Source organism: Kitasatospora sp. NPDC005748 (genome assembly GCF_040630735.1).
Lineage (GTDB): Bacteria > Actinomycetota > Actinomycetes > Streptomycetales > Streptomycetaceae > Kitasatospora.
Map to the genome: position 1 here is coordinate 140,424 of NZ_JBEXYD010000010.1, position 23,290 is coordinate 163,713.

General features: G+C 74.0%; 21 protein-coding genes. 11 read left to right on the plus strand and 10 right to left on the minus strand.

All coding sequences use genetic code 11. The annotated features are described in order from the left end of the window. The first annotated feature begins 24 nt into the window (after positions 1-24). From ABZ495_RS11140 to ABZ495_RS11160, 5 genes are all read left to right on the plus strand, one after another. Positions 25-3,165: a nitrate- and nitrite sensing domain-containing protein gene (locus tag ABZ495_RS11140; RefSeq protein WP_359835418.1), complete on the plus strand. Its 3,141-nt coding sequence runs from the start codon at positions 25-27 to the stop codon at positions 3,163-3,165. Then, positions 3,162-3,593, plus strand: coding sequence for a roadblock/LC7 domain-containing protein (locus ABZ495_RS11145; protein WP_329490371.1), 432 nt, complete (start codon positions 3,162-3,164; stop codon positions 3,591-3,593). Before ABZ495_RS11140 ends, ABZ495_RS11145 begins: the two co-directional genes overlap by 4 nt. A 64-nt stretch (positions 3,594-3,657) precedes the next feature. Further along, positions 3,658-4,026 carry a DUF742 domain-containing protein gene (locus tag ABZ495_RS11150; RefSeq protein ID WP_329492319.1) on the plus strand — a complete coding sequence of 123 codons (369 nt, stop codon included), beginning with the start codon at positions 3,658-3,660 and terminating at the stop codon, positions 4,024-4,026. A gap of 3 nt (positions 4,027-4,029) precedes the next feature. Further along, complete coding sequence (locus ABZ495_RS11155) at positions 4,030-4,641, plus strand: ATP/GTP-binding protein (RefSeq protein WP_329490370.1); 612 nt, start codon at positions 4,030-4,032, stop codon at positions 4,639-4,641. Positions 4,642-4,722: 81 nt separating this feature from the next. Next, complete coding sequence (locus ABZ495_RS11160) at positions 4,723-5,868, plus strand: FAD-dependent monooxygenase (RefSeq protein ID WP_359835420.1); 1,146 nt, start codon at positions 4,723-4,725, stop codon at positions 5,866-5,868. Between the two features lie 121 nt (positions 5,869-5,989). Here the strand turns inward: ABZ495_RS11160 and ABZ495_RS11165 are convergent, their stop codons facing one another. Then, positions 5,990-6,799 (minus strand): leucyl/phenylalanyl-tRNA--protein transferase, encoded by an 810-nt coding sequence (locus ABZ495_RS11165; RefSeq protein ID WP_359835422.1) that lies wholly within the window; start codon positions 6,797-6,799, stop codon positions 5,990-5,992. After that, entirely contained in the window at positions 6,796-10,572 is a 3,777-nt protein-coding gene (locus ABZ495_RS11170) for an amino acid adenylation domain-containing protein (RefSeq protein ID WP_359835423.1), read from the minus strand. The genes ABZ495_RS11165 and ABZ495_RS11170 overlap by 4 nt, the downstream gene beginning before the upstream one ends. On the opposite strand from ABZ495_RS11170, the gene ABZ495_RS11175 reads away from it, so the two are divergent. Beyond that, on the plus strand, positions 10,566-13,739 hold the full coding sequence (locus tag ABZ495_RS11175) for an EAL domain-containing protein (RefSeq protein WP_359835425.1): 3,174 nt from the start codon (positions 10,566-10,568) through the stop codon (positions 13,737-13,739). The two genes, ABZ495_RS11170 and ABZ495_RS11175, sit on opposite strands and share 7 nt — an antisense overlap. A gap of 6 nt (positions 13,740-13,745) precedes the next feature. On the opposite strand, the gene ABZ495_RS11180 is transcribed toward ABZ495_RS11175, so the two are convergent. Continuing rightward, positions 13,746-14,213 (minus strand): OsmC family protein, encoded by a 468-nt coding sequence (locus ABZ495_RS11180; protein WP_352287520.1) that lies wholly within the window; start codon positions 14,211-14,213, stop codon positions 13,746-13,748. 41 nt (positions 14,214-14,254) lie between these two features. Then, the gene (locus ABZ495_RS11185) at positions 14,255-15,028 is read right to left on the minus strand and encodes an alpha/beta hydrolase (RefSeq protein WP_359805385.1); all 774 of its coding nucleotides are present in this window, start codon (positions 15,026-15,028) and stop codon (positions 14,255-14,257) included. Between the two features lie 207 nt (positions 15,029-15,235). Here ABZ495_RS11185 and ABZ495_RS11190 point away from each other — a divergent pair, with 207 nt between their 5' ends. From ABZ495_RS11190 to ABZ495_RS11200, 3 genes are all read left to right on the plus strand, one after another. After that, positions 15,236-15,769 carry a hypothetical protein gene (locus tag ABZ495_RS11190; protein ID WP_329490364.1) on the plus strand — a complete coding sequence of 178 codons (534 nt, stop codon included), beginning with the start codon at positions 15,236-15,238 and terminating at the stop codon, positions 15,767-15,769. A 172-nt stretch (positions 15,770-15,941) separates the two neighbouring features. Beyond that, a complete protein-coding gene (locus tag ABZ495_RS11195) occupies positions 15,942-16,604 on the plus strand; it encodes a hypothetical protein (RefSeq protein ID WP_359805383.1) in 663 nt (220 codons plus the stop codon). 58 nt (positions 16,605-16,662) lie between these two features. Continuing rightward, positions 16,663-16,887, plus strand: coding sequence for a DUF6458 family protein (locus tag ABZ495_RS11200; RefSeq protein ID WP_329490362.1), 225 nt, complete (start codon positions 16,663-16,665; stop codon positions 16,885-16,887). Between the two features lie 52 nt (positions 16,888-16,939). Here the strand turns inward: ABZ495_RS11200 and ABZ495_RS11205 are convergent, their stop codons facing one another. From ABZ495_RS11205 to ABZ495_RS11225, 5 genes are all read right to left on the minus strand, one after another. Next, positions 16,940-17,530: a DUF6368 family protein gene (locus ABZ495_RS11205; protein WP_359835428.1), complete on the minus strand. Its 591-nt coding sequence runs from the start codon at positions 17,528-17,530 to the stop codon at positions 16,940-16,942. A 102-nt stretch (positions 17,531-17,632) separates the two neighbouring features. Beyond that, positions 17,633-18,466, minus strand: coding sequence for a DUF1206 domain-containing protein (locus ABZ495_RS11210; protein WP_359835431.1), 834 nt, complete (start codon positions 18,464-18,466; stop codon positions 17,633-17,635). A 128-nt stretch (positions 18,467-18,594) separates the two neighbouring features. Continuing rightward, a complete protein-coding gene (locus ABZ495_RS11215; RefSeq protein WP_359835433.1) occupies positions 18,595-19,560 on the minus strand; it encodes a DUF4331 family protein in 966 nt (321 codons plus the stop codon). Positions 19,561-19,776: 216 nt separating this feature from the next. Then, a complete protein-coding gene (locus ABZ495_RS11220; protein WP_329490357.1) occupies positions 19,777-19,962 on the minus strand; it encodes a DUF397 domain-containing protein in 186 nt (61 codons plus the stop codon). A gap of 2 nt (positions 19,963-19,964) precedes the next feature. After that, positions 19,965-20,837 carry a helix-turn-helix transcriptional regulator gene (locus tag ABZ495_RS11225; RefSeq protein ID WP_329490356.1) on the minus strand — a complete coding sequence of 291 codons (873 nt, stop codon included), beginning with the start codon at positions 20,835-20,837 and terminating at the stop codon, positions 19,965-19,967. Positions 20,838-20,969: 132 nt separating this feature from the next. On the opposite strand from ABZ495_RS11225, the gene ABZ495_RS11230 reads away from it, so the two are divergent. Together ABZ495_RS11230 and ABZ495_RS11235 are read left to right on the plus strand one after the other, a co-directional pair. Continuing rightward, complete coding sequence (locus tag ABZ495_RS11230; protein ID WP_359835435.1) at positions 20,970-21,428, plus strand: ATP-binding protein; 459 nt, start codon at positions 20,970-20,972, stop codon at positions 21,426-21,428. After that, a complete protein-coding gene (locus ABZ495_RS11235; RefSeq protein ID WP_359835437.1) occupies positions 21,418-21,582 on the plus strand; it encodes a hypothetical protein in 165 nt (54 codons plus the stop codon). The genes ABZ495_RS11230 and ABZ495_RS11235 overlap by 11 nt, the downstream gene beginning before the upstream one ends. A gap of 64 nt (positions 21,583-21,646) precedes the next feature. On the opposite strand, the gene ABZ495_RS11240 is transcribed toward ABZ495_RS11235, so the two are convergent. Continuing rightward, positions 21,647-23,284: an amidohydrolase gene (locus tag ABZ495_RS11240; protein WP_359835439.1), complete on the minus strand. Its 1,638-nt coding sequence runs from the start codon at positions 23,282-23,284 to the stop codon at positions 21,647-21,649. Between the last annotated feature and the right edge of the window lie 6 nt (positions 23,285-23,290).

The following is a 23,290-nucleotide window of genomic DNA, read 5'->3' on the forward strand; positions in this document are numbered from 1 at the left end:
GAGTTTTCACTCCTATCACACCGTATGACTAGTATCACTTCGTCAAAAGCTCGTGCCCCCGGACGGTTCGGCCCCACCAGGCCGGCCGCCAGTCCCAAGGAGTCAGCTCTGCGCGCGCGTGCGAATCGGCGGCCCCCGACGCCGAAGTCCCCCCGCAGGCGTCCGCGCCTGTCCCTGCGGACGGCGCTGCTCGTCCTGGCCGTCGTCCCCAGTCTCGCCCTCGCCGCCCTCTGGGCGGTCACCAGCGGCCAGACCTTCCTCGACTTCCAGCGCCAGGCGGCCCAGGGCCTGCTGGCCCAGAAGGCCGGGCAGCCGTCCAACCACGTCTACTACAACCTCCAGGAGGAGCGCCGGCTCAGCGCCGAGGCGCTCGCCCGGCCCGGCAGCGTCACCGACGCGCTGCGCCGCCAGCGCCAGCTCACCGACGACGCGGTGCGCCAGTTCCAGTCGCTCTCCGACGAGACCGCCGACAGCGCGCCCACCGAGGTGCGCACGGCGGTCATCGAGGCCCGGCAGGCGATGGGCAAGCTGGCCGAGCAGCGGGCGGCGATCGACCGCGCCGCCGTCGACCAGCAGACCGCCTTCACCTACTACACCGACCTGATCGCCGTCGACCTGCGGCTGTTCACCGCGCTGAGCCACGTCGACAACGGCGAGGTCACCTGGATCTCCAAGACCCTGGTGAACGCCTTCTGGGCCAAGGAGATGCTGGCCCGCGAGGACGCCCTGCTGGCCCGCGGCTGGCCGTCCGGCAAGCTCACCGCCGGCGACTACCAGCAGGTCCAGCAGGCGATCGGCGCGCAGGACCACCTGTTCACCGTGCAGGTCGTGCCGTACGTGCCGGCCGCCGAGGCCGCCGCCTGGCAGGACGTCATGACCAGCCCCGCCTGGCAGGCCAAGGCCTCCGTGGAGCAGTCGCTGATCAGGGCCACCCCGGCCGATCCGAGCGGCGCCGTCAAGCTCCCGGCCGCCCAGGACCAGTGGCGCCAGGCGCTCGACCAGCTCAATCCGGAGCTGGTGAAGGCGATCGAGACCCGCACCGACGGCATCGTCGAGGTCGGCAAGGGCTCCTTCCTCTCGCTGCTCACCGCCTTCGTGCTGACCACCGTCATCGGCCTGATCGCGGTCGTCGCGGTGATCCTCACCAGCTGGCGGCTGACCCGCTCGCTGCGCCGCCGGATCAAGGCGCTGCACACCCAGGCCGAGGAGCTGGAGCGGACGCTGCCCGAGGTCGTGGAGCGCCTCTCGCGGGGCGAGCAGGTCGACGTCGAGGCCGAGAGCCGCGCCATCACCGCCGATCCGCACGGCAACGGCACCGACGAGCTGGCCCAGCTCGGCCAGGCGCTCAACCTGGCCCGCACCTCCGCGCTGGAGACCTCCGTCCGGCAGGCCGACCAGCACCGCGGCTTCGAGCGGCTGCTGCAGCGCATCGCCCGCCGCACCCAGCTGCTGATCGGTCAGCAGCTGCGCAAGCTGGACGAGCTGGAGCGCAAGCACGAGGACCCGGAGGTGCTGGAGGGCCTGTTCGACCTCGACCACCTCACCGCCCGCCTGCGGCGCTACGAGGAGAACCTGGTCATCCTGGCCGGCGGCCAGCCGCAGCGGCGCTGGCGCAAGCCGGTCCCGCTGCTGGACGTGCTGCGGGCCGCCCAGAGCGAGGTGCAGGACTACCGGCGGATCATGCTGGACGTCGAGGGCCACCCGTGGCTCTCCGAGCGCGCCGTCGGCCCGGTCGCGCACGTGATCGCCGAGCTGATGGAGAACGCCGCGAGCTTCTCCAAGCCGCCGACGCCGGTCGAGGTCCGTGCCGCGATGGTCGGCCGCGGACTCGCGGTGGAGATCGAGGACCGCGGCCTCGGCATGGATCCGGAGCAGTACGACGCGGCCAACGAGCTGATGAGCCGTCCGCCCCGGATGGACGTGCTGGCCCGGGCGGACGACATCCGCCTCGGCTTCTACGTGGTCGCCCGGCTGGCCGCCAACTCCAACCTGAGGATCGAGTTCCGCCCGTCGGCCTTCGGCGGCACCCGGGTGGTCGTGCTCGTCCCCGACGAGCTGGTCATCGACGGTGACGCCGGGCTGCCCGACGCCACCCCGGTCGAGCCGATCCCGCTCGCCCGGCGCACCCGCAGGACCGCGCCGACCGCCCTCGCCGGGACCCCGGCCCACGCCCGGCCGGCGGACCCGGAGGCCACCGTGGCGACGGCGGTCGCGACGGCCCCGCCGGCGATCGAGCCGCCGGAGACCGTCCTGGTCGCGACGGCGGCCGCGGAGAACTCGGCCGAGGCGTTCGCGCACGTCGAGTACATCCAGCCGCCCGCGCCCGAGCAGCCGGCCGAGCACAGCTCCCCGGTCGACGCCTCGGCCGGCTACGGCAGCGCGGGGTACGGCGCCGGCGGGTACGGCACGGCCGGCCACGGCGGCGCCGAGTACGGCACCGACGGGTACCGCACCGACGGCTACGGGACGAACGGGTACGGCACGGACGCCTACGGGGGCCAGGAGTACGCCGTGCCCGCCGACGGCACCCCGGGGTACGCCGCGCCGGCCCAGGAGCCGCTCGCCCGGACGCCCGCCCAGGAGATGCCCGTCCAGGACGCCTCCGCCCGGGACACCCCTGCCCAGGACGCCCCCGCCTACCCGGACATCGCCTACGCCAAGGTGACGCCCGCGGAGGCCCCCTACGCCGACGAGCAGTACCGCCCGGCCGACCACTACCGCCTCGCCGAGCGGCGCGAGTACGCCTCGACGGTGCCGCTCAGCGAGCCGGCCGACGGCCAGGCGCCGCTGCCGCAGCGGGTTCGCCAGGCCAGCCTGGCCGCCGAGCTGCGCGTCCCGCCGCCGGCCCCGGCGCCCGGCGAGCGCGTCACCGGAGCGCCGGGCATGCCGGGCTCCTTCGGCACGCCGATCGGCTCGGCCGGCGCGTTCCAGCGCCCCCCACGCCGCTCGGGCGCGGCCATCGGCGCCTTCCAGCGACAGTCCCGGGTGGCCCGCGGCCAGGACTCCGGCGAGGTCCACCTCCCCGGGCCCGACGTCTTCACCCGCGGCTCCCGCCCGGCGCCCCCCACCGGATCCGCCGGCTCCCCGGCGCCCGCACCGGACCCGGACCCCTGGGCCCTGCCCGCCGCGGATCCCCGAACCACTAGGACGGATGACCAGTCATGAACCGCACGATCGCCACCCACCAGGACCTGGACTGGCTGCTGGACGGACTCGTCGACTCGGTGGCCGGGACCAGAAACGCCGTGCTGCTCTCCGACGACGGCCTGGTCGTCAGCCACTCCCGCACCATCGAGCGGGCCGACGCCGAGCGGCTGGCCGCCGTCGCGACCGGCCAGCAGAGCCTCGCCCGGGGCGTCGGCCAGCTGTTCGACGGCGGGCCGGTGCACCAGGTGATCGTCGAGCTGTCCGAGGTCTGGCTGTTCATCATCGCCGCGGCGCAGGGCACCCACCTGGCCGTGGTCGCCTCCCAGGAGGTGGACGCCGAGGTGATGTCGGTGGCCATGCACACCCTGGTCCAGCAGGTCGGCCAGAAGCTGAGCACGCCGGTGCGCAGCGACTTCGACGCCTTCGCGGCCAGGAACCGGGGTTGATGCCCCGGTGATCCCGCACTGGAGCGAGGTGCCCGACGAGGACGAGGACGACGGTGCCGGCACGATGGTGCGCCCGTACACCATCACCCGCGGCCGCACCGCGCCCGAGCGCGACGACCTCACCCTGATCACCGTGCTGACCACCGTGTCGGAGGAGGCCCGCACCGTCCTGGCGCGGGGCTCCTCCCGCTCGGGGCCGCGCGGGCTCCAGCCCGAGCACCGGATGATCCTGGACCGCTGCCGGCGTCCGGCCGCCGTCGCCGAGGTGGCGGCGGAGCTGGACCTGCCGATCTCGGTCACCAAGATCCTCCTGGGCGACCTGATCTCCCAGGGCCTGCTGCTGGCCCGGGCGCCGCTCTCGGTGGCCCGGGCCGGCGGGGGCCTGGACCTCGGCCTGCTGACGGCCGTTCGCGAAGGACTCCGGAGACTCTGAACCATGGCACCGACCGCACCCCTTCCCTCCTCCTCCGCCTCCGGCGCCACCGCGCCGTCCGCCGTGAAGATCCTCATCGCGGGCGGCTTCGGCGTCGGCAAGACCACCCTGGTCGGCTCGGTCAGCGAGGTCGCCCCGCTGCGCACCGAGGAGTACCTGACCCGTGCCAGCGTGGGCGTCGACGACCTGTCCGGCGTGGACAGCAAGGACACCACCACCGTCGCCCTGGACTTCGGCCGGATCACGGTCAGCCCCGACCTGGTGGTCTACCTGTTCGGCACCCCCGGCCAGGAGCGCTTCTGGTTCATGTGGAACGACCTGGTGAACGGCGCGCTCGGCGGCGTCGTCATCGCCGACACCCGCCGGCTGGAGACCAGCTTCGCCTCGATCGACTTCTTCGAGAGCCGGGGCATCCCCTTCGTGGTGGCGATCAACTGCTTCCACGGGCAGAACACCCGGACGCCGGACGAGATCCGGGCCGCACTGGACCTGGACCCGCAGGTCCCGATGCTGCTCGGCGACGTGCGCGACCGCGGCTTCGGCCGGGACCTCCTGCTGGCCCTGGTCGACCACCTGATGGACCTCTCCGCCGCCCGGCCCGCGCCGGTCGGCTGATCCCGGCCCACCCGTACCCGACCGCCCCGCACCCGACCCCACCGCACCGCACCGCACCGACCCCCTTGGGAGACCCCCGTCATGACCTCACCCCTGCGCGTACTGATCCACGGCGGCGGCATCGGCGGCCTGACCCTGGCCACCGCGCTCGCCCGGCGCGGCCACCGGGTCGACGTGGCCGAGCTGCGCGACGGCCTGGAGGCGCTCGGCGTCGGCATCATCCAGCCGTCCAACGCCCTGCACGTGATGCGCGAGATCGGCGTACTGGAGGCCTGCCTGGCGGCCGGCTTCGAGTGGGAGGTGCTGACCGTCTGCGACCCGTCCGGCGCCACCCTCGCCAAGATCCCGCAGCCCCGGATGGGTGACGCCCCGTCCAACAACGGCATACCGCGCCCCGCCCTGGCCGGGGTGCTGGGCGACGCCGCCACCGCCGCCGGTGCCACCCTCCGCTTCGGCACCACGATCACCGAACTGACCGACGACGGCGCGGGCGTCGACGTCACCCTGACCGACGGCCACCACGGCCGCTACGACCTGGTGGTCGGCTTCGACGGGATCGGTTCGCCGCTGCGCCGCCGGCTGTACGGCGAGAAGTACCTGCCCGAGTACACCGGATTCGCCAACTGGCGGGTGACGCTGCCGCGTTCGCCCGAGGTGCAGGGCGTGGTGATGTCCGCCGGGAACCAGCGGGCGAAGGCGCTGCTGACCCCGATCACCGACGAGCTGATGTACCTGGGATCGGTGTTCGCCGAGCCGGCGGACTTCCGCCCGGACGAGGAGCGCGCCCACGAGCAGCTGGCCGAGCGGCTGACCGGCTTCGGCGGCCCGGTCGCCGAGGCGCTGGCGCTGGTCACCGACCCGGCCGCGGTGGTCTACTCGCGGATCTCCCAGGTCAGTGTCGAGGAGCCGTGGCACGTCGGCCGGGTGGTGCTGGCCGGCGACGCCGCGCACGCGAGCACCCCGCACCTGGCGCAGGGCGCGGCGATGGCGGTCGAGGACGCGCTGGTGCTGGCCCAGAGCCTGGACGCGGTCGAGGACCCGGCCAGGGACGTCGCGGCCGCGCTCGCCGCCTGGGAGGAGCGCCGCCGGCCGCGCGCGATGTGGGTGCAGGCGCTCTCGCGGGCGGTCCTGAAGCAGGAGACCGGCACGCCGACCACCCCGGAGGAGGACGAGCTGCTGAAGGTCGGCATCCCGGGCGCCGCGCACGTCCTCGTCCAGCCGTACTGACGCCGGGGCGTTCGCCCGGCCGACGTCACCGACCGGCCCCGCCGGGAACCTCCCGGGCGGGGCCGCGTCGTCGGCCGCCCCGGCGCCTCCGCCGCCCCCACCGCGGGACCGGCGACCGCGGTCACCGGCCCAGCCGGGCCGCCGGGAGCATCGCGGTGGCCAGCGGACCGACCTCGGCCGGTGCGGCCAGTTCGGCCAGGTAGCGCTCGCGCGGAACGGCGGCGGCGCCGAGCGCGCGGACGTGGGGCGAGTCCCACTGGGCGTCCAGCAGGCGCCCGCCCGCGTCGGCGAACCGCGCGGCGAGGTCGGCCACGGCGACCCGGCCGGCGTCGGAGCGGCGGTGGAACATCGAGTCCAGGCTGAGCACCGGCCCGACGGCCACCCCGAAGACCCCGCCGATCAGCTCCTCGCCCTCCCAGACCTCGGCGCTGTGGGCGGCGCCGCGCCGCTGGAGTTCGACCAGCGCGACACGCAGCTCCGGTACGAGCCAGGAGGGTTGGCGTGCCTGCGCGCAGGCTTCGAGCACGCGCGGGAAGGCCCGGTCGGCGCTGGTCCACCACCGCCGGCCGTTCCGCAGCCGCCGGGCGAGCCGGCTCCCGACGTGCACCGCGTCCGGGGCGAGCACCGGGCGGGGGTCGGGCGACCACCAGGCGAGCGCGTAGGGGTCGTCCTCGGCGCCGGGCAGCAGCGCCACCTCCCCCGCCGCCACCGCCTCCTCGAACCGGACTTCGTTGAAGGCGCTCGCGTAGTCGTCGGCGGCGGGCATCGGGAAGAGCCCGTGCCGGTAGGCCGCCAGCAGCACGTCCGGCCCTAGCCGCGCCCCGAACGCCACCGGCCCGTCCCCCGGCGCGCCCCGCACGTCCAGGCCCCCGAACACGGCGTCGCCGAAAGCCGCGTCACCGGACTCCCCGTCGCCGCCGCCCCCGCTCACCGCCGGACCACCCCCGCCGGGGGCATCAGGAAGCCCTCCGCGGTCAACTGCTCCAGGTAGCGGTCGAGTAAGGCGTCGTCCACCGCCGGGAGCTCGATCCCGCTGCCCACCAGCGCCTGGTCCGTGTTGGCCCGGTCGAAGAGCGGGAATGTCGGCCGGAAGTACATCTCGCTGATGGACAGTTCGGTGCCCGGGCTGCGGTCCACGAAGAGCGGCACGAACGGGGTCATCGGGTGGGTGGGGTGCCCGGCGGCGAACCGGACGAGGTCCTCGACCCAGGCCTTGTACGGGACTTGCTCCACCGGGTGGCCGCGCGCCCGCAGCCGTTCGGCGAGGTCGGCGAGCACGGCGGGGCGCGGCGAGGTGATGTGGTAGACCTCGCCGATCGCGGGGGCGTGCCGGGCGATGTGCGCGACGGCGCGGCTGAACCGGTCGGCCGGGACGAAGTCGAGCAGCAGCCGGACGTCCGGGCAACTTCCGCTGTCGGCCATGTACTTGATCAGCGCGCAGATCTCCGTGCCGGTGTTCATCACCCCGGTGGTGAGGTCGCCGGTGACGTCGTTGGTCCGCAGCACGGTGACCGGCAGCCCGGCCGCCGCCGCGTTGTGCAGCAGCTGCTCGGCGACCCACTTGCTCTCCACGTAGCCGACCGCGAGCCGGTCCGGGTGGGCCAGCGGCGTCCGTTCGGTCACCTCGCCGACGCCCGCCGGGCCGAAGCCGGCGAGCACGGCGAGCGTGGAGAGGTAGTGCACCGGGATGCCCCGCGAGTGCCCGGCCAGCCGGACGACCTCCCGGGTGCCGCCGACGTTGGGGCCGCGCAACTGGTGGTACGGGTAGATGAAGTTGACCTGCCCGCCGAGGTGGTGGATCGCGTCCAGGCTGTCGGCGAGCGCCTCGAAGCGGTGCTGGGAGAGCCCGAGCAGCGGTTCGGCGAGGTCCCCGACCAGCGGGACCACCCGGCCGTCCAGCACGTCCTTGCGCAGGTACCGCTGCTGGGCGGCCCGGATGCGCTCCAGCGCGTGCTCCTCGTCGGGGGCGCGGACCAGGCAGTGGACACGTGCCCCGGTGGTGTCCAGCAGGGCGGCGAGCAGGTGGGCGCCGCAGAAGCCGGTGGCGCCGGTGAGCAGGATCTCGGCCGGTTCGGCGCGCGAGGGCGCGGGGCGCCAGGACTGCCGTACGGGGGTGCCGAGTTCGGCCTCGGCCGTCCAGTCGACGGCCGCCTCGCCGAAGCCGTTGCCGCCGGCGCGGGCGGACTGGGTGGCGGTCGCGAAGGCCCGCAGGGTGGCGTCGCGCAGCAGCGAGCGGGTGAGGAAGCGGATCCTGGTGACGTCGATGCCGAACATGATCCGGGCCCGGGCCAGCATCTCCATGGCGAGCAGCGAGTTGCCGCCGAGGGCGAAGAAGTCGTCGGCGGGCCCGACCTCCTCGACGCCGAGCAGCTCGGACCAGAGGTGCGCGACGGCGGGTTCGATCGCGCTCCCGGAGCTGTCGGCGAGCGGGCCTGCGTCGCGGCGGGCACCGTCGGGCGGGTCGGACCGGGTGTCGGCGCCGCGGGCCTCCACGGTGCCCTCGCCGTCGCGCCCCGCGCGTCGCTGGAGCTGCGGCGCGGTGCGCGGCAGCCGGCGCCGGTCGATCTTGCCGGCGGCGGTGAGCGGCATGCTGTCGAGGAGGACGAAGTCGGCCGGGACCATGAAGTCCGGCAGCCGCTCGGCGAGGTAGTCGCGGATCTGGGACCGCCGGGCCCGGGCGCCGGAGCCGTCCCGGTCGGCGAGCGTGTAGTAGGCGGTCAGCACGTGCGTGCCGTCCGCGGCGCCGTCGGCGGCGACCCGGGCCTGCCGCACGTCCGGGTGGGCGGCGAGCACCGACTCCACCTCGGCCGGGTCCACCCGGTAGCCGCGGACCTTCACCTGGTCGTCGAAGCGGCCGAGGATCTCCAGCTGACCGTCGGGCCGCCAGCGGCCGGCGTCGCCGGTGCGGTACATCCGCTCGCCGGGGACTGGCGCGTAGGGGTCGGGCAGGAAGGCCTCCGCCGTGAGCCCGGGGGCCCGCCAGTAGCCGCGGGCCAGGCCGGGGCCGCCCAGGTAGATCTCGCCCTTCTCACCGGGCCGCACCGGGCTCAGCCGGGCGTCCAGCAGGTGCAGCCGCACCCCGGGCAGTGGCCTGCCGATCGGGACGGGGGCCGCGCCGAGCCCGCCCCCGCCGGCCGGCCCCAGCACCGCCGGGGTGACCTCGCAGAGCGTGGAGGTGACGGCCGCCTCGGTCACCCCGTAGGCGTTGACCAGCCGGACGCCGGGCAGCCGGGCCAGGCAGTCGCGGCTGTCGTCGGCGTGCACGGTGTCCCCGCCGACCACGACGAGCCGCAGGCCCTCGGGGGCCGGGCCGCCCTCGGGGAGCAGCGCGAGTACGTGGTGCCAGTAGGCGGGGGTGAGGTCGGCGACGGTCAGCCTGAGCTCGCGCATCCGGTGCACCAGCTCGGTGGGCGCCCAGGTCCGGGCGCCGCCGAGGATGAGGGTCGCGCCGCTGAGCAGCGCGGCGAAGACCTGCTCCAGCGAGGTGTCGAAGCCCAGCGCGGCGAGCTGCAGCACCCGGTCACGCGCGGTGAGCTCGTAGGCGCGGATCACCCGGTCGAGCGTGAAGACCAGCGAGCGGTGGGTGACGGGTACGCCCTTGGGGGTGCCGGTGGTGCCGGAGGTGTAGATCAGGTACGCCAGGTCGTCCGGCACGGCCGGGTCCGGCGCCGGGACGCCGTCCTCGACCGGGTCCTCCGCCGGATCCGCGGCGGTGCCCGGGGGCGTCTCCGCGGTGCCCCGGCCGGGATCGCCGTCCGGTCCCGCCGCGTCGGCACCGACCACCGGGACCCCGGCGAAGTGCCGCCCGTGCTCCCCGACGACCACCACCGCCCGGCAGTCCACCACGAGCTGCGCGAGCCGCCGCTGCGGGTGCGCCGGGTCCAGCGGCAGGAAGGCCCCACCGGCCTTGAGCACGCCGAGCCAGGCCGTGATCAGGGCCGCCCCGCGCTCCAGGCAGACCGGCACCACCCGCTCCGGCCCGACGCCCCGGGCCCGCAGGACGGCGGCCAGCCGGTCACTGCGCAGGTCGAGCTCGCGGTAGCTCAGCTCGCCGTCCTCGGTGAGCAGGGCGACCGCGTCCGGGTCGTGGGCGGCCCGGGCCCGGAACAGCCCGTGCACGGTGTCCGAGAACCCGGCCCGGGCCGGGCCCCGGCCGGCGCCGCCGGGCCCGGGGAGCCCGAGCCCGGCCCAGCGCCATACGCGCTCGACGTGGGCCCGGCAGTCCGCGAGGCCGGCCGGCCCGAACACCGTGTGCCAGCCACCCGGCACGGTGAAGTCACCGGGCCAGATCGCATACTGGCCGTCTTCGTTCCGCAGCACGGCGTGGCGCCCGGAATTCACATCCGGGCGCGCGCCCTGTGCGCTGTCGACTGCGTCGTCCACCGGCTTGACCTCGTGGTGTGGCGGCAGAATGCTGGGAGGTGCGACATTTCCGACTATACGCACCGAAGGACCGTTCCGAACGTCCGGCCGAAAGCCACCGGACGGACGGGGCCGCTGCCCGGAAACCGCGCGCACCCCCGAGCGGACTCCCCCGACAGGGCCTACGGTCGTACCCGAGTACACCTTTCGAGGAAGTCGAGCACAACCCCGAGCACAACCCCGAGCACAACCCCCGGACCTGCCCCGGCAGATCCCGTCCTCGCCCGAAGTCACCGCCGGACCGGCGCCGTGATGTCGCGGAGGAGGTAGCGTCCTTGACACGTCGGCGACAACGCCTGATGGTCTGTTACCTGTCGTGGATGGTGCTGTTCACCTGCATCTACTACAGCAACCCGACCCAGCGGATCATCTGGTGGACCGGCATCGGCCTCGGCGGCGTAGCGGCCATCGTGGTGGGTGTCCACCTCAACCGCCCGGCGCACCGGCTGTTCTGGTACCTGCTCGCCCTCGCCAACCTCAGTTTCACCGCCGGCGAGGTCGTCCAGGTCATCCAGATGCAGTTCCTGCACCTGGGCAGCCCCTTCCCCTCCGTCGCCGACGGCTTCTACCTCGCCGAGTACCTGCTCTACGCGGCCGGCGTGCTGGGCTTCATCCGCTGGCGCACGGCCCACCAGGACCGCGCCAGCCTGCTGGACGCCCTCATCCTGACCATGGGCCTGGCCCTGCTCGCCTGGATCTACCTGATCCTCCCGTACGCCCGTAACCCCGACCTCAGCTGGTTCCAGAAGGCCGTCTCGATCGCCTACCCGCTGGGCGACGTGGTGGTCCTCGCGCTGCTGCTGCGCCTGCTGGTGCCACGCGGCGGCGGCAGCCGCGCGCTCCAGCTGCTCACCGTCGGCACGGTCGGCCTGCTGATCTCCGACATCCTGTACGGGCTCATCGTGCTGCACGGCAACTGGCACATCGGGACGCCGGTCGACCTCGGCTGGGCGGCCTTCTACACCGCCTGGGGCGCGGCCGCCCTGCATCCCTCGATGGTCGAGCTCACCAAACCGGTCCCCACCCAGCAGGTCGATCTCGGGCGGGGCCGGCTCGCCCTGCTCGCCGCCGCCTCGCTGGTCGCGCCGACCATCCTGATCGTCGAGTCGATCACCGGCGACACCAACAACGCCGGGGTGATCGGCGCCTTCTCCGCGCTGCTCTTCCTGCTCGTACTGGCGCGCCTCGCGCTCGTGGTGAGCGCCCGGCGCGAGGCCATCGCCCGGGAGCGCGTGCTGCGCGAGGCCGGCGCCTCGCTCACCGCCGCCGTCACCGTCGAGGAGGTGGCCGACGCCGTCCAGGGGGCCGCCTCCACCCTGATGCCCACCGAGCGCGGGCACGTCGCCCTGCTCGCGGTCAGCGAGGCCGGTGTCCTGCACATCCGGCACGCCGAGCGCGGCCCCGCCCAGCACCACCTGCACGACGGCTCCGACTCGGACGAGGTGCTCGCCCTGGCGGCCGTCCGGGAGACCCGTTTACTCCCCGTCGAGGACATCGGCACCGATCTCGCCGTCCGCTTCGACGGCATGCCCTGCGCACTGCTCAGCCCGCTCACCCTGGCCGAGCGCCCCTCCGGCGACCCGCTGATCGGCGCCCTCATCGTGACCGGCACCGAGCAGGAGCTGACCAGCCTCTGGAGCTCGCTGGAGATCCTGGCCGCCCAGGCCGCGCTGGCCGTCGAGCGCGTCATGCTGAGCCAGGAGATCAACCGCCGCAACAGCGAGGCCTACTTCCGCACCCTGGTGCAGAGCGCCAGCGACGTCATCCTGATCCTCAACGCCGACGACGGCGTCCGCTACGCCTCGTCCTCCGCCGAACGCGTCCTCGGCTACGCCGACCTGGACGGCGTCCTGATCACTGACCTCGTCCCGCCCGAGGACAGCCGCACCGTCGGCAGCGCGCTGGCCCGGATGCGCGGCCCGGACGGCGGGGTCCGCACCGGCGACAGCCGCGAGCAGCAGCGCGAGCACTGGCGCCTGCTGCGCCAGGACCGCACCCCGATCGAGGCCGAGGTGCGCTGCAACGACCTGCGCGGGGATCCGACCGTCGGCGGCCTGGTGCTCACCCTGCGCGACGTCACCGAGCAGCGGCAGATGGAGCGCGAGCTCACCCACCGGGCCTTCCACGACTCCCTCACCGGCCTGGCCAACCGGGTGCTCTTCCAGGACCGGGTCGGCCACGCGCTCTCCCGGGGCGAGCGCAGCGGGGCGGTCACCGGCGTGCTCTTCATCGACCTGGACGACTTCAAGGTGGTCAACGACACCCAGGGCCACGCGGTCGGCGACGAGCTGCTGGTCGCCGTCTCGCTGCGGGTCTCCACCGCGCTGCGCACCTCCGACACGGCGGCCCGGCTCGGCGGCGACGAGTTCGCGGTGCTGGTCGAGGACGCGGTGCGCCCCGCGGACGTCGGCGCGATCGCGGACAGCGTGCTGGCCGCCTTCGTCGAACCGTTCAAGCTGAGCGCGGGCGCCGTCCGGGTGACGGCGAGCATCGGGGTGGCGACCACCGAGGACAGCGTGGACTCGGCGGAGCTGCTCACCCACGCCGACCTGGCGCTGTACTCGGCGAAGTCGGCCGGCAAGCGCCAGTGGTGCCACTACCAGCCCGCCCTCCAGGCCGGGCTGGTGGAGCGGCACGAGCTGAACGAGAACCTGGACGTCGCGATCGCCGAGTCCGCGTTCAAGCTCTACTACCAGCCGATCGTCGACCTGGCGACGGGCGAGCTGGTCGCCTTCGAGGCACTGGTCCGCTGGCCGCACGACCGGCGCGGGATGGTCCTGCCCGACGAGTTCATCGCGCTCGCCGAGGAGAGCGGCCAGATCGTGCCGCTCGGCGCCTGGGTCCTGGAGCGCGCCGCGCACGAGGCCGCCGGCTGGCAGCGGCTGACCGCCGACCGCCGCCGCGCCACCGGCCGGCCACCCCTGCGGGTCAACGTGAACGTGTCCGCCCGGCAGTTCCGGGACGCCGGCTTCGTCGACGTCGTGCGCGCCGCGGTACGGGCCTCCGGGATCGCCCCCGAGGCGCTGGTGCTGGAGCTGACCGAGTCGGTGCTGATGCGGCGCGACGAGCGGGTGCACACCGACATGCGCACGCTGAGCGAGGAGCTGGGCGTCGGCATCGCGATCGACGACTTCGGCACCGGCTACTCCTCGCTCTCCTACCTGCGGGAGTTCCCGATCTCGATCCTGAAGATCGACAAGTCCTTCATCGACGGGCTCGGGATGTCGCAGCAGCAGTACGCGCTGGTCGAGGGCATCACCCGGATCGCCGACACGCTGGGCGTCCAGGTCATCGCCGAGGGCATCGAGAACACCGAGCAACGCGACCTGCTCGCCGCCATGGGCTGCCCGCTCGGCCAGGGCTACCTCTTCGCCCGCCCGCTGACCCCGGACCAGGCCGGCGCCCTGGTCCGGGGCGAGGTCGACCTGGCCGGCCAGCGGCAGTCGTGACGGCCCTCAGCCCCGGGCGGCGGCCTCCGGCGGCACCTCCGTGGTGCTGACCACGACGCCGGCAGTCAGCGTCCGGTGCACCGGGCACTTCTCCGCGATGTCCAGCAGCCGCCGGCGCTGCTCGGCGTCGAGGGCGCCGTCCAGCCGGATCTCCCGGGTGATCCGGTCGACCAGCCCGTGCCCGCTCTCGCACTCCGCGCAGTCCTCGGCGTGCACCCGCTCGTGCCGCAGCGCGACGGTGACCTTCTCCAGCGGCCAGCCCTTGCGCTCCGCGTACATCCGCACCGTCATCGAGGTGCAGCTGCCGAGCGCGGCCAGCAGCAGGTCGTAGGGGTTCGGCCCGCTGTCGGCGCCCACCGGCCCCGGCTCGTCGGCCGCCAGCTCGTGGCGGCCGGCCCGGACCTGCTGGCCGTAGCGACCGACGCCGCTCTCGCTCACCACGACGAGCCCGCGCTCGGACTGCTGCTGTTCCATCGTCATCCCTCTCGTACGGCTCCGGCCTGCCCGGCGGCGCTTCAGAATACGGAGCCGGCCGGGAGGCCCGGCGCCACGGGTGCGCGCAGGTGCCGCTCGAGGAACCGCGCCGCGCTCTCCAGCTCCGCCGCGGGCACACCCGCGTGGCCGCCGGGGTTGGCGTGCAGGGTCTTCTCCGCCGAGCCCAGGGCTTCGAACAGCGCGAACCCCGCTGTGCGCGCGACCAGTTCGTCGTCCCACTGCAGCACGAACCGGACCGGGACGGTGACCCGGGCCGCCGCCCCGGTCAGCGACTCGTGGCCGGCCAGGCCCAGGACGGCGGCGGTGATCCGCGGTTCCGCCGCCACCAGCGGGAGGCCGACCACGCTGGCCAGCGACAGGCCCCAGTAGCCCACCGGGTGCTCCGCGCCGACCTCGTCGAGCCCGCCCAGCGCGTCCAGCACCGCCCGCCACTCGGGCACCGCCCGCTCCGCGAGCGCCGCCGTGTGCTCGGCGATCCCCCGGCTCAGCGGCTCGCCCGCCGCCAGCAGCGCGCCGATCTCCGCCTCGAACCAGGCGTCCCGCGCGGAGCGCGGCCGGTCCCCGTGGCCGGGCGTGTCCACGGCCACTACCGCGAAGCCGTACTCCGTCACCAGGCGGCGGGCGCGGGCGGCCAGGACCGGCGTCCGGCTGTGCCCGCCCCCGCCGTGGCCCAGCAGCACCAGCGGGCGGCCACCGCCGGTACCGGTGGGCGTCCACAGCACACCGGGGACGTCGCCGTGGGTGAAGCGGCGTTCCGAGACGCCGTCAGAGGTCTCCTCCACGAGGAAGCGCATGCGTTCGTGGCCTTTCTGGTTACCGCCGGGAGCACGGTCGGTCGTGTACCCGGGAACCGTATCGGCACCGCACTTGGACGGCATCTGACGGTCGCTCGGGCGACGGCGGGACAGCCGCGCACCACCCAGGGGGGTTTGCGGGGCGCCGGACGGGCAAAGCGAGGGCCCGGCGGCCGCACCGGCGGCCCGCCGCCGAAAGGAGCGGAAATGGATCCTCTTCAGATCGTCATTGTCGCGGTCATCGCGGCGGCCGCACTCTTCGCCGTCCTGGCCCCCCGGCTGCGCTCGCACCGACTGCGCGCACGGTTCGGGCCGGAGTACGACCGCACCGTCCTGGTCCACGAGGGTGACGTCCGGGCGGCCGAGCACGACCTCACCGACCGGCTGGCGCTGCGCCGCCGGGTGAAGACCGTCCCGGTCGAGGCCGCCGACCGCGACCGGTACCTGGCCGAACTGCGCGGCCTGCAAGCCCTGTTCGTCGAGGACCCGCGCCAGTCCGCCGTCCGTACGGCGCGGCTGCTGGACTCCCTGCTGACCGACATGGGCTACCCGGGCGAGGGCCGTCCGGAGGTCCTCTCCGTCGACCACGCGGCGCGGCTGCCCGCCTACCGCGACGCCCGCCGGGCCCTGGACAACCCGGGCGCGGACAGCGAGGAACTGCGCTGCTCCGTGATCGCCGTCCGCGACCTGATCGTGGAACTGCTCCACGAGGAGCGCACCGGCGCGCTCGCCCGCCACTGACCCGCCCCGTCCGTACCCCACCCGCACAGCACACCCGCATCCGTATCCGCACAGCACTTGTACAGCGCCGACCTGTACGCCACCGGCCCGTACGCCACCGGCCCGTACGGCCGCCGTACGTATCCGGGCCGGTCCGGACGCATCCGTACGACGTCAGTCCGAGGAGGAGACGATGACCCGCATCGAGCAGCACCGCAGCGAGAACGGCCAGGGCAACGACGACCGGCCCGGTCACGGCCGGGTCCACCACGCCGCCGACCCGCGCCACGCCGGCACCCACGCCGGTGGCCGGTCCGGCCACCCCCGGCACGCCGCCGGGCACGGCCCCGCACCGGCCACCGCCGGCACGGCCGAGCGGTCCGAGGACCGGCCGGACGTCGCCTCGCTCCAGAAGTTCCCGGCGGTCCGACCCGCCGAGCCGGACGCGGCGCCCGCCCCGGACGCCGTCCCCGCCGCCCCGACCGCACCGCCGGCGCCGGGCGCGGCCGCCCCGACCGCGCCCACCGGCGAGACCGTCGCTCCGACCGCTCCCGCCGCCCCCGACCGACCGGCCGCCGGCCTGGGCCCCTGGCTGGACACCACCGCCGTCCAGGAGGCACGGGCCGAGTGGGAACGCGCCCAGATCGCCTTCGTGGACGACCCCGCCGGTTCGGCGGCCGCCGCCGACAGCCTGGTCAGCCGAACCGCCGACCTGGTCGCCGAGGCCGCCCGCCGACGCCTGGAGGACCTGCGCGAAGGCTGCCGGACCCCCGGCGAGGAGCCCGGCGCCCGCACCGAGCAGCTACGACTGGCGATGCGCGACTACCGCGCCGTCCTCGACCGACTTCTCGCCTGACCCCACACCCGCCCCGCCGGCCCCGGCCGGCCCTTCCGAGAACGGGAAGGAGACCGCCATGGGTATCGGCGGTTGCATCATCGTCTTCGCCTTGGGCGCCATCCTCACCTTCGCCGTCGACTGGCACCTCTCGGGCGTCAACGTCGATGTCGTCGGCATCGTCCTGATGGTGGCCGGCCTGCTCGGCCTGGTCGTCTACGCCCGCGCCCTGCGCCGCCGCCGACCGGTCGTCGGCGGGGTCGACCCGGTGGTGGAGGAACGCCGCTACTACGACGGCGCCTGACACCGCACCGCGCGCCCGGTCCCGCGGCACACCGCCGCGGGACCGGGCGCGGTCACGTCACCAGGTGGTAATCCGGGTGTGCCAGCCAGGCCGCCAGGAACTCCGCGTCACCCACGTGCCGGACCCACCGGCCGCCACCCCACATGTCGTACCAGACCTCCTCCAGCCGCCCCGGCAGGGCGGCTTTCAGCGCTCTTGCCCTCGCCAGGAGCGCGTCCTGACCCGCTGCCCGCTCCCCCTCCCCCGGGGTCGCGCCGACGCCGAGCAGACCGTCGAAGTCGACCAGAGCGCCCAGGCATTCGGCGAGAACGAGCGCGAGCCGCCCCAGCACCAGCTGGATCACCGGCCCCGAGCAGCCGGCCCCGAGCACGAGTCCCCGCACCGGTGGCCGGGGGAAGAGCGCGTAGTCCTCGTCCTCGGCCGGTACCTCCTCGTCCTCCGTCAGGAAGAACACACCCACGCTGGCCGGGTCGAAGGCCGGCACCCCGAGCGCCGAACCGTCCCGCACCCAGAAGTCCAGTCCGCCGCCCGCCCCGGCCTCGACCGGTTCGCAGAAGCCCTCCAGCCAGGGCCGCACACCGGCCACGACGTCCTCGGCCTCGCACGGCTCGAAGAGCCACAGTCCGACCGCCGGTCCCGCCATCCCGTCCCCCGATCACCACAGCCGTGAGCCGCCGTGGTCCGTTCTACCGGACCACGGCGGCTCACGGCCGGTCACATGGTGGGGCGGCGGCGGGGAGCGCCCTCAGGAGAGGCGGCGCCAGCGCGCGGAGGCGAAGGAGAAGGCGCCGAAGAGCAGCAGACCGACGGCGGTGAGCACCAGCAGCCAGGGGCCGACCGGGGTGGTGGCGAGGCTGCGGAGGGTGTCGTCGAGGCCCTTGGCCCGCTGCGGGTCGAAGCGGACCGCGGCGGTGACGGCGAAGGCGCCGGCCGCAGCGAAGACGAGGCCCCGCGCGGTGTTGCCGGCGACCCCGCAGGCGGTGACGGCCGTCCGGACGCGCGGCTCCATCGCCGCCGTGTCCAACCGTTCGAGGAAGCGGCGCCGCAGGGCCCGGACGGCGGTGCCGACCCCGACCCCGGCCAGCACCAGGCCCGCCGCGCCGACCAGGTACCGCCCGGCCGGCAGGTCGAGGGCGGAGGCCGTCCAGTCCTTGGAGGTGTCGTCGCTGCTCGACCGTCCACCGCTGCCCAGCGCGAAGGCGGCCGTTCCCCAGCAGACCGTAGCGTAGAAGAGCGCGCGGCCGGCGTTGAGGGCGCGCTTGCCCGGCTTGCCGTCCTTGCCACGGCCGAAAGCGGCCGAGGCGGCCCGCCACAGCGCCATGCCCGCGAAGCCGGCCACCAGCAGCCAGAGCACCGCCCGGCCCAGCGGCTGGTCGGCCACCGTGCGCAGCGCGCCCTGGCGGTCGGCCTCGTCCGAGCCCTTGCCGAAGGCGATCCGCAGGGCGAGGTAGCCGACCAGGACGTAGACGACGCCCCGGGCCGTGAACCCGGCGCGCCCGGCCCAGCGCAGCGCGCCGTCCGCCGTGTCGTCGGCGGCCGCTCCCCGGCCGGCCGGTCTTCCGTGCGCTCCTGCGGCCACGACGGCCCCCTCTCGGCAGCGGGCGCCGTGCGCGCCCGGTCTGCCGGGGCGTCTGCCCGGCAGACCGTCGGACACGCGTGCGGGCGAGCGGTCGGACGGGCGGGCGGGCGGCGCGGGCGGCGCGGGCGTCAGACGGCCGGGTGCGGGTGGCCCAGGTGGGGGAAGACGGGGAGCAGGTCGACGTGCGGGGGGATGTGGTCGCCGGTGATCTTGCCGCCGGAGACCATGGACAGCCGGGCCGAGGTCACGTCGTCGACCAGGGTCCGCCCGTTGGGGTAGATCGCCGGGCGCGAGCGGTCGTAGCGCAGGATGTCGGGGAGGACGAGCTTCAGCGTCTCGGTGGCCGCGTCCGTGGTGTAGTCGCCGGTGTGCTGGAGGACGGCCGTCCAGGGCTCGCGGTACTTCGCCCAGTCGTCGGCCGGTTCGCCCGCGTTGTACGCGTCCTTCACGCCCTCGGCGTTGAAGTAGGCGGTCAGGGAGGGGTGCGCGCCCCGGTCGACGGAGACCAGCCGGCCGTCCTCGTGGAGGCTGACCCGCGCCCAGACGCCGATCGTCGCCTCCGGCCCCAGCTCGGCGTCCGGCGCTTCGAGGGCGATGCCGAAGACGTTCGCCTCGGCCATCGCGTCCTTGCCGGTCCAGGTGAAGTTGTTGACGATCCCTTCGAGGTCGGCGAAGAAGGGGTCGCTGCGCAGGCCGACGGAGAGCTTGTAGCCGTTCGCCTCGACCACGTCGGGGGCGTCGCCGAAGGCGACCGGGACGCCGGCGAAGAGGACGTCGCCGTTGGCCTCGTGCTGGCGCGCGGCGTCACCGGTGGCCCGGTGGACGGTCACGGTCTGGGCGCCGGCCTCGGGGTCGGAGAAGGTGAAGGAGTAGGCGACGTCCGCCTGGTCGTCCCCGTCGTTGTCGATGTTGATCCGGTAGACCGCGTCCGGGTGGAAGGCGTTGGCCCGGGTCGGCGCGTACGGGTTCACGTTCATGATGAGCACCGTCCGCCCCGAGGCGTCGGCCGCCGGGAACGCGAACAGGTCGGTGAGGTCCAGCCGGGCATCGCCCCGGGGCGACCGCAGGTCGGGACCGCTGAGGTGGTGGGACATGGCTGCGCTACCTCGTCTCTGCGTTCCCCCCTGGCTGTCGGCTCCGTTGCTACCAGCGGCACCCGTACAAGAGGGGGAGGCCACCCGTACAGAAGACGGCCGTCCGCCGATTGGCGCATTCCTGAAGGGTTGTGACGGGAGATAGAAACTGATGGGTGGACTCAAGGGCGACAGAACGGCCCGCCACTCACCAGTGGCGGGCCGTCCAAGAGGGGATCAGATCTCGGCAGCCGCGGCAAACACCACGAACGCCTGCCATGCAGCCGGGTCGAACTCCAGCTGCGGGCCGCTCTTGTCCTTCGAGTCACGGACATGGATGACCTCGGGCGTCTCAGCAACCTCGACGCAGGCGGTGCCTTCATTTCCGCTGTAGGTGCTCTTGAACCACGTCAGCTTGGCCATGCTCACCGTTCTCCCAGCATCTTCTCGATCAAAGCCAGGGACTCCCCCATGTTGAGCGCCTGAGCCCTGATGCTGCTGTACCGTGCGGCCATGATACGGACTTCCTCCGGATCCGTGATCAGCCTGTTGACGTGCTGCACCTCCACGAAGGCAATCTGAGCCCTCCCCTTCGGTGTCAACAGAATGAACGAGCCACCCATACCGGCATGCTCGGTTCGCTCCAGCGGCATCACTTGAAGCTCAAGCCCGCGCATCTGGCCGACCTTGAGCAGGTGCCGAAGCTGCTCCTCATGCACGTCCCTCCCGCCCATGGGACGACGAAGCACGCTCTCGTCGATCACCCAACTCATCATCGGCAGCGGCGCGCGGGTAAGGATCTCCTGTCGCGCCATCCGTGCTGCCACCCACTTCTCGACCATCTCGTCGGGAAGCACCGGCTTCCGCATCTCGTAGAGCGCCCGGGCGTGCATCTCCGTCTGCAGCAGGCCCGGGATATCGAGCGTGCTGTAGTCATGGATTTCCACGGCTTGCGCTTCCTCCGTGGTGAAGGCCTTGGACCACGCAGGGTGCCGCGTGCTCACCCTGATCTTGGCCTTCATGACGTCTGCCGCGACCGCCTTCAGCGCTCCTCCAGCACCGAGGAGTTCGTCAGCGGCAGTCAGGTACTCGACCCTGGGAGTCCGCCGCCCCCGTTCAACCGCGCCCACCATGTCCTCGCCGTAGCCGATCCTTTCGGCCATCTCGCGCTGGGTAAGGCCAGCCCGCTCACGGAACAGCTTCACCAACTTCCCCACCGCGCTGAAGAACTCCGCGACCCCCTCGGAACCCTCCGGCAGTTCGCCGTCCTCGAACACCACGCGCTCATCGCCGCCCACAGCAACCACCCCGTCGTTTCGATCGGTTAATCCTCAGCCAACCGACAAGCCGACACTCCGCGCCCGGACAAGCACTCTCCGTACTCGCCCGATCCATGGTCAGGGTACTTCCGAGGGACCAGGCTTTGTCACATGAAGTCCGAAATTCCCCTCGACACAGCGACCCCTCGCGCCCACACCGCGCAGCTCACCGCCTCCCCCAAGGGGGCCTCGATCGGGCGCCGGATCGCGAGACAACAACTCACGGCCTGGGGGCTCAACTCGATCGCCGCCGAGACCTTCCACTCCGCGCTGCTGGTGATCGCCGAGCTGGCGGCCAACGCCAGCACCCACGGACGTGTGCCGGGCCGCGGGTTCGAGCTCGCGCTCCGCCTCGTCGACAGGTCCCCGGGCGGCGCCACCCTCCGTATCGAGGTGTCCGACTGCCGGGGGGACCGTCACCCCACCGTCCCCGCCTCCTGCGCCGCCCACGCGCAGTCCGGGCGCGGCCTCACCCTCGTCGGCGCGCTCGCCGACCGCTGGGGCAGCATCCCCCGCCACCCCAACGCCAAGACCGTCTGGGCCGAACTCGACCTCCCCCATGCCGCCTGAACGCCCCGGCACCGCCCAGGCCACGGTCCTGACCGTGCTCCCCCTCGCCCTGCTGCTCGCCCTCCTCGCCTGGGCGCTCCCCCTCACCGCGCGGCACCATCACCCGGCCCAGCCGCGCCCGGCCCCGAGTGCCCCGACCGCTGCCCGCCCCTGAAATCGGTGCCGCACAGGAAGTCGGACCGGCCGACTTCCTGTGCGGCACCGATTCGCGCGTCTCATCAGCCCTTCGCGTAGACCAACTGGCCGCCCACGTACGTCCGCTCGACCCGGGTGGCGGCGATCTCCTCGGGCGGGGTGGCGAAGAAGTCGCGGTCGAGCACCACCAGGTCCGCGAGGTGGCCGGTCCGCAGGCTGCCCGCGTCGTCGTGGCCGTTCACATGGGCGGATCCGGCCGTGTAGGCGGCGAGGGCGGTGGCGAGGTCCAGCCGCTGCTCGGGGAGGAAGACCCGGCCGTCGGTCGCGTCGGGTTCCATCCGGTTGACGGCGACGTGGATGCCGGCGATCGGGTCCGGGCTGCTGACCGGCCAGTCGCTGCCGGCGGCGAGGGTGGCACCGGCCCTCAGCAGTCCGCCGAACGGGTACTGCCAGGCGGCCCGTTCGGGGCCGAGGAACGGGATGGTGAGCTCGTCCATCTGGGGCTCGTGGGCGGCCCAGAGCGGCTGGATGTTCGCGATCGCGCCGAGAGCGGCGAAGCGCGGGAGGTCGCTCGGGTGGACCACCTGGAGGTGGGCGAGGTGGTGCCGGGTGCCGCGCCGGCCGTTGGCGGCGCGGGCGACCTCGATGGCGTCGAGCGCCTCGCGGACCGCGCGGTCGCCGAGGGCGTGGAAGTGCACCTGGAAGTCGAGCGCGTCCAGGGCGGTGACGTAGCCGCACAGGGCGGCGGGGTCGACGAAGCTGAGGCCGGAGTTGGCGGTGGCGCAGCCGCAGCCGTCCAGGTAGGGGGTGGAGAGCGCGGCCGTGAAGTTCTCGGCGATGCCGTCCTGCATGATCTTCACCGAGCCGGCCCGGAACCGGCCTCCGGTCAACTGCGCACGACGGGCGACCAGTTCGGGGATCTGGTCGGCGCCCCGGTTGCGGTCCCACCAGAGCGCGCCGGTGACCCGCGCGGTCAGCGTGCCGGCCTTGGCGGCGGCGGCGTAGGCGTCGGACGGGTCCGGCTGGCCGTTGAAGATGCCGAGCAGGGCGTCCTGCCAGCCGGTGATGCCGAGCGAGTGCAGGAGTTCCTGCGCCCGGTGCAGTCCGGCCAGCCGTCCCGCCGCGTCGGTCGGCGGGACGAGCCGGGCGACCAGGCCGGTGGCGCCCTCCTGGAGCATCCCGCTCGGGGTGCCGTCCGGCTCGCGCTCGATCCGGCCGTCGGCCGGGTCGGGGGTGTCCCGGGTGAGCCCGGCGAGTTCCAGCGCCCGGGTGTTGGCCCAGGCGCCGTGGTGGTCGCGGTTGACCAGGTAGACCGGGCGGTCGGGCACGACGGAGTCGAGCAGGTGCCGGGTGGGAAGTCCGCCCGCGAAGCTCTCCATCGACCAGCCGCCGCCGGTGATCCACGTCCGGTCGGGGTGGGCGGCGGCGAACGCGGCGACGCGGCGCAGGTACTCGTCGGCGCCGACCGTCCCGGTGAGGTCGCACTCGGCCAGTTCGGTGCCGCCGAAGACGGCGTGGATGTGCGAGTCCTGGAAGCCGGGGATCAGCAACCGGCCTTCGAGGTCGACGACTTCGGTGCCGGGGCCGATCAGCTGGCGGACCTCGTCGTGGCCGACGGCGGTGATCCGCTCGCCGGTGACGGCGAGCGAGGTGGCGCGGGTGCGGGCCGGGTCGCCGGTGTGGACGGGACCGTTGGTGAAGACCAGGTCGGCCTTGGACATCGGTGG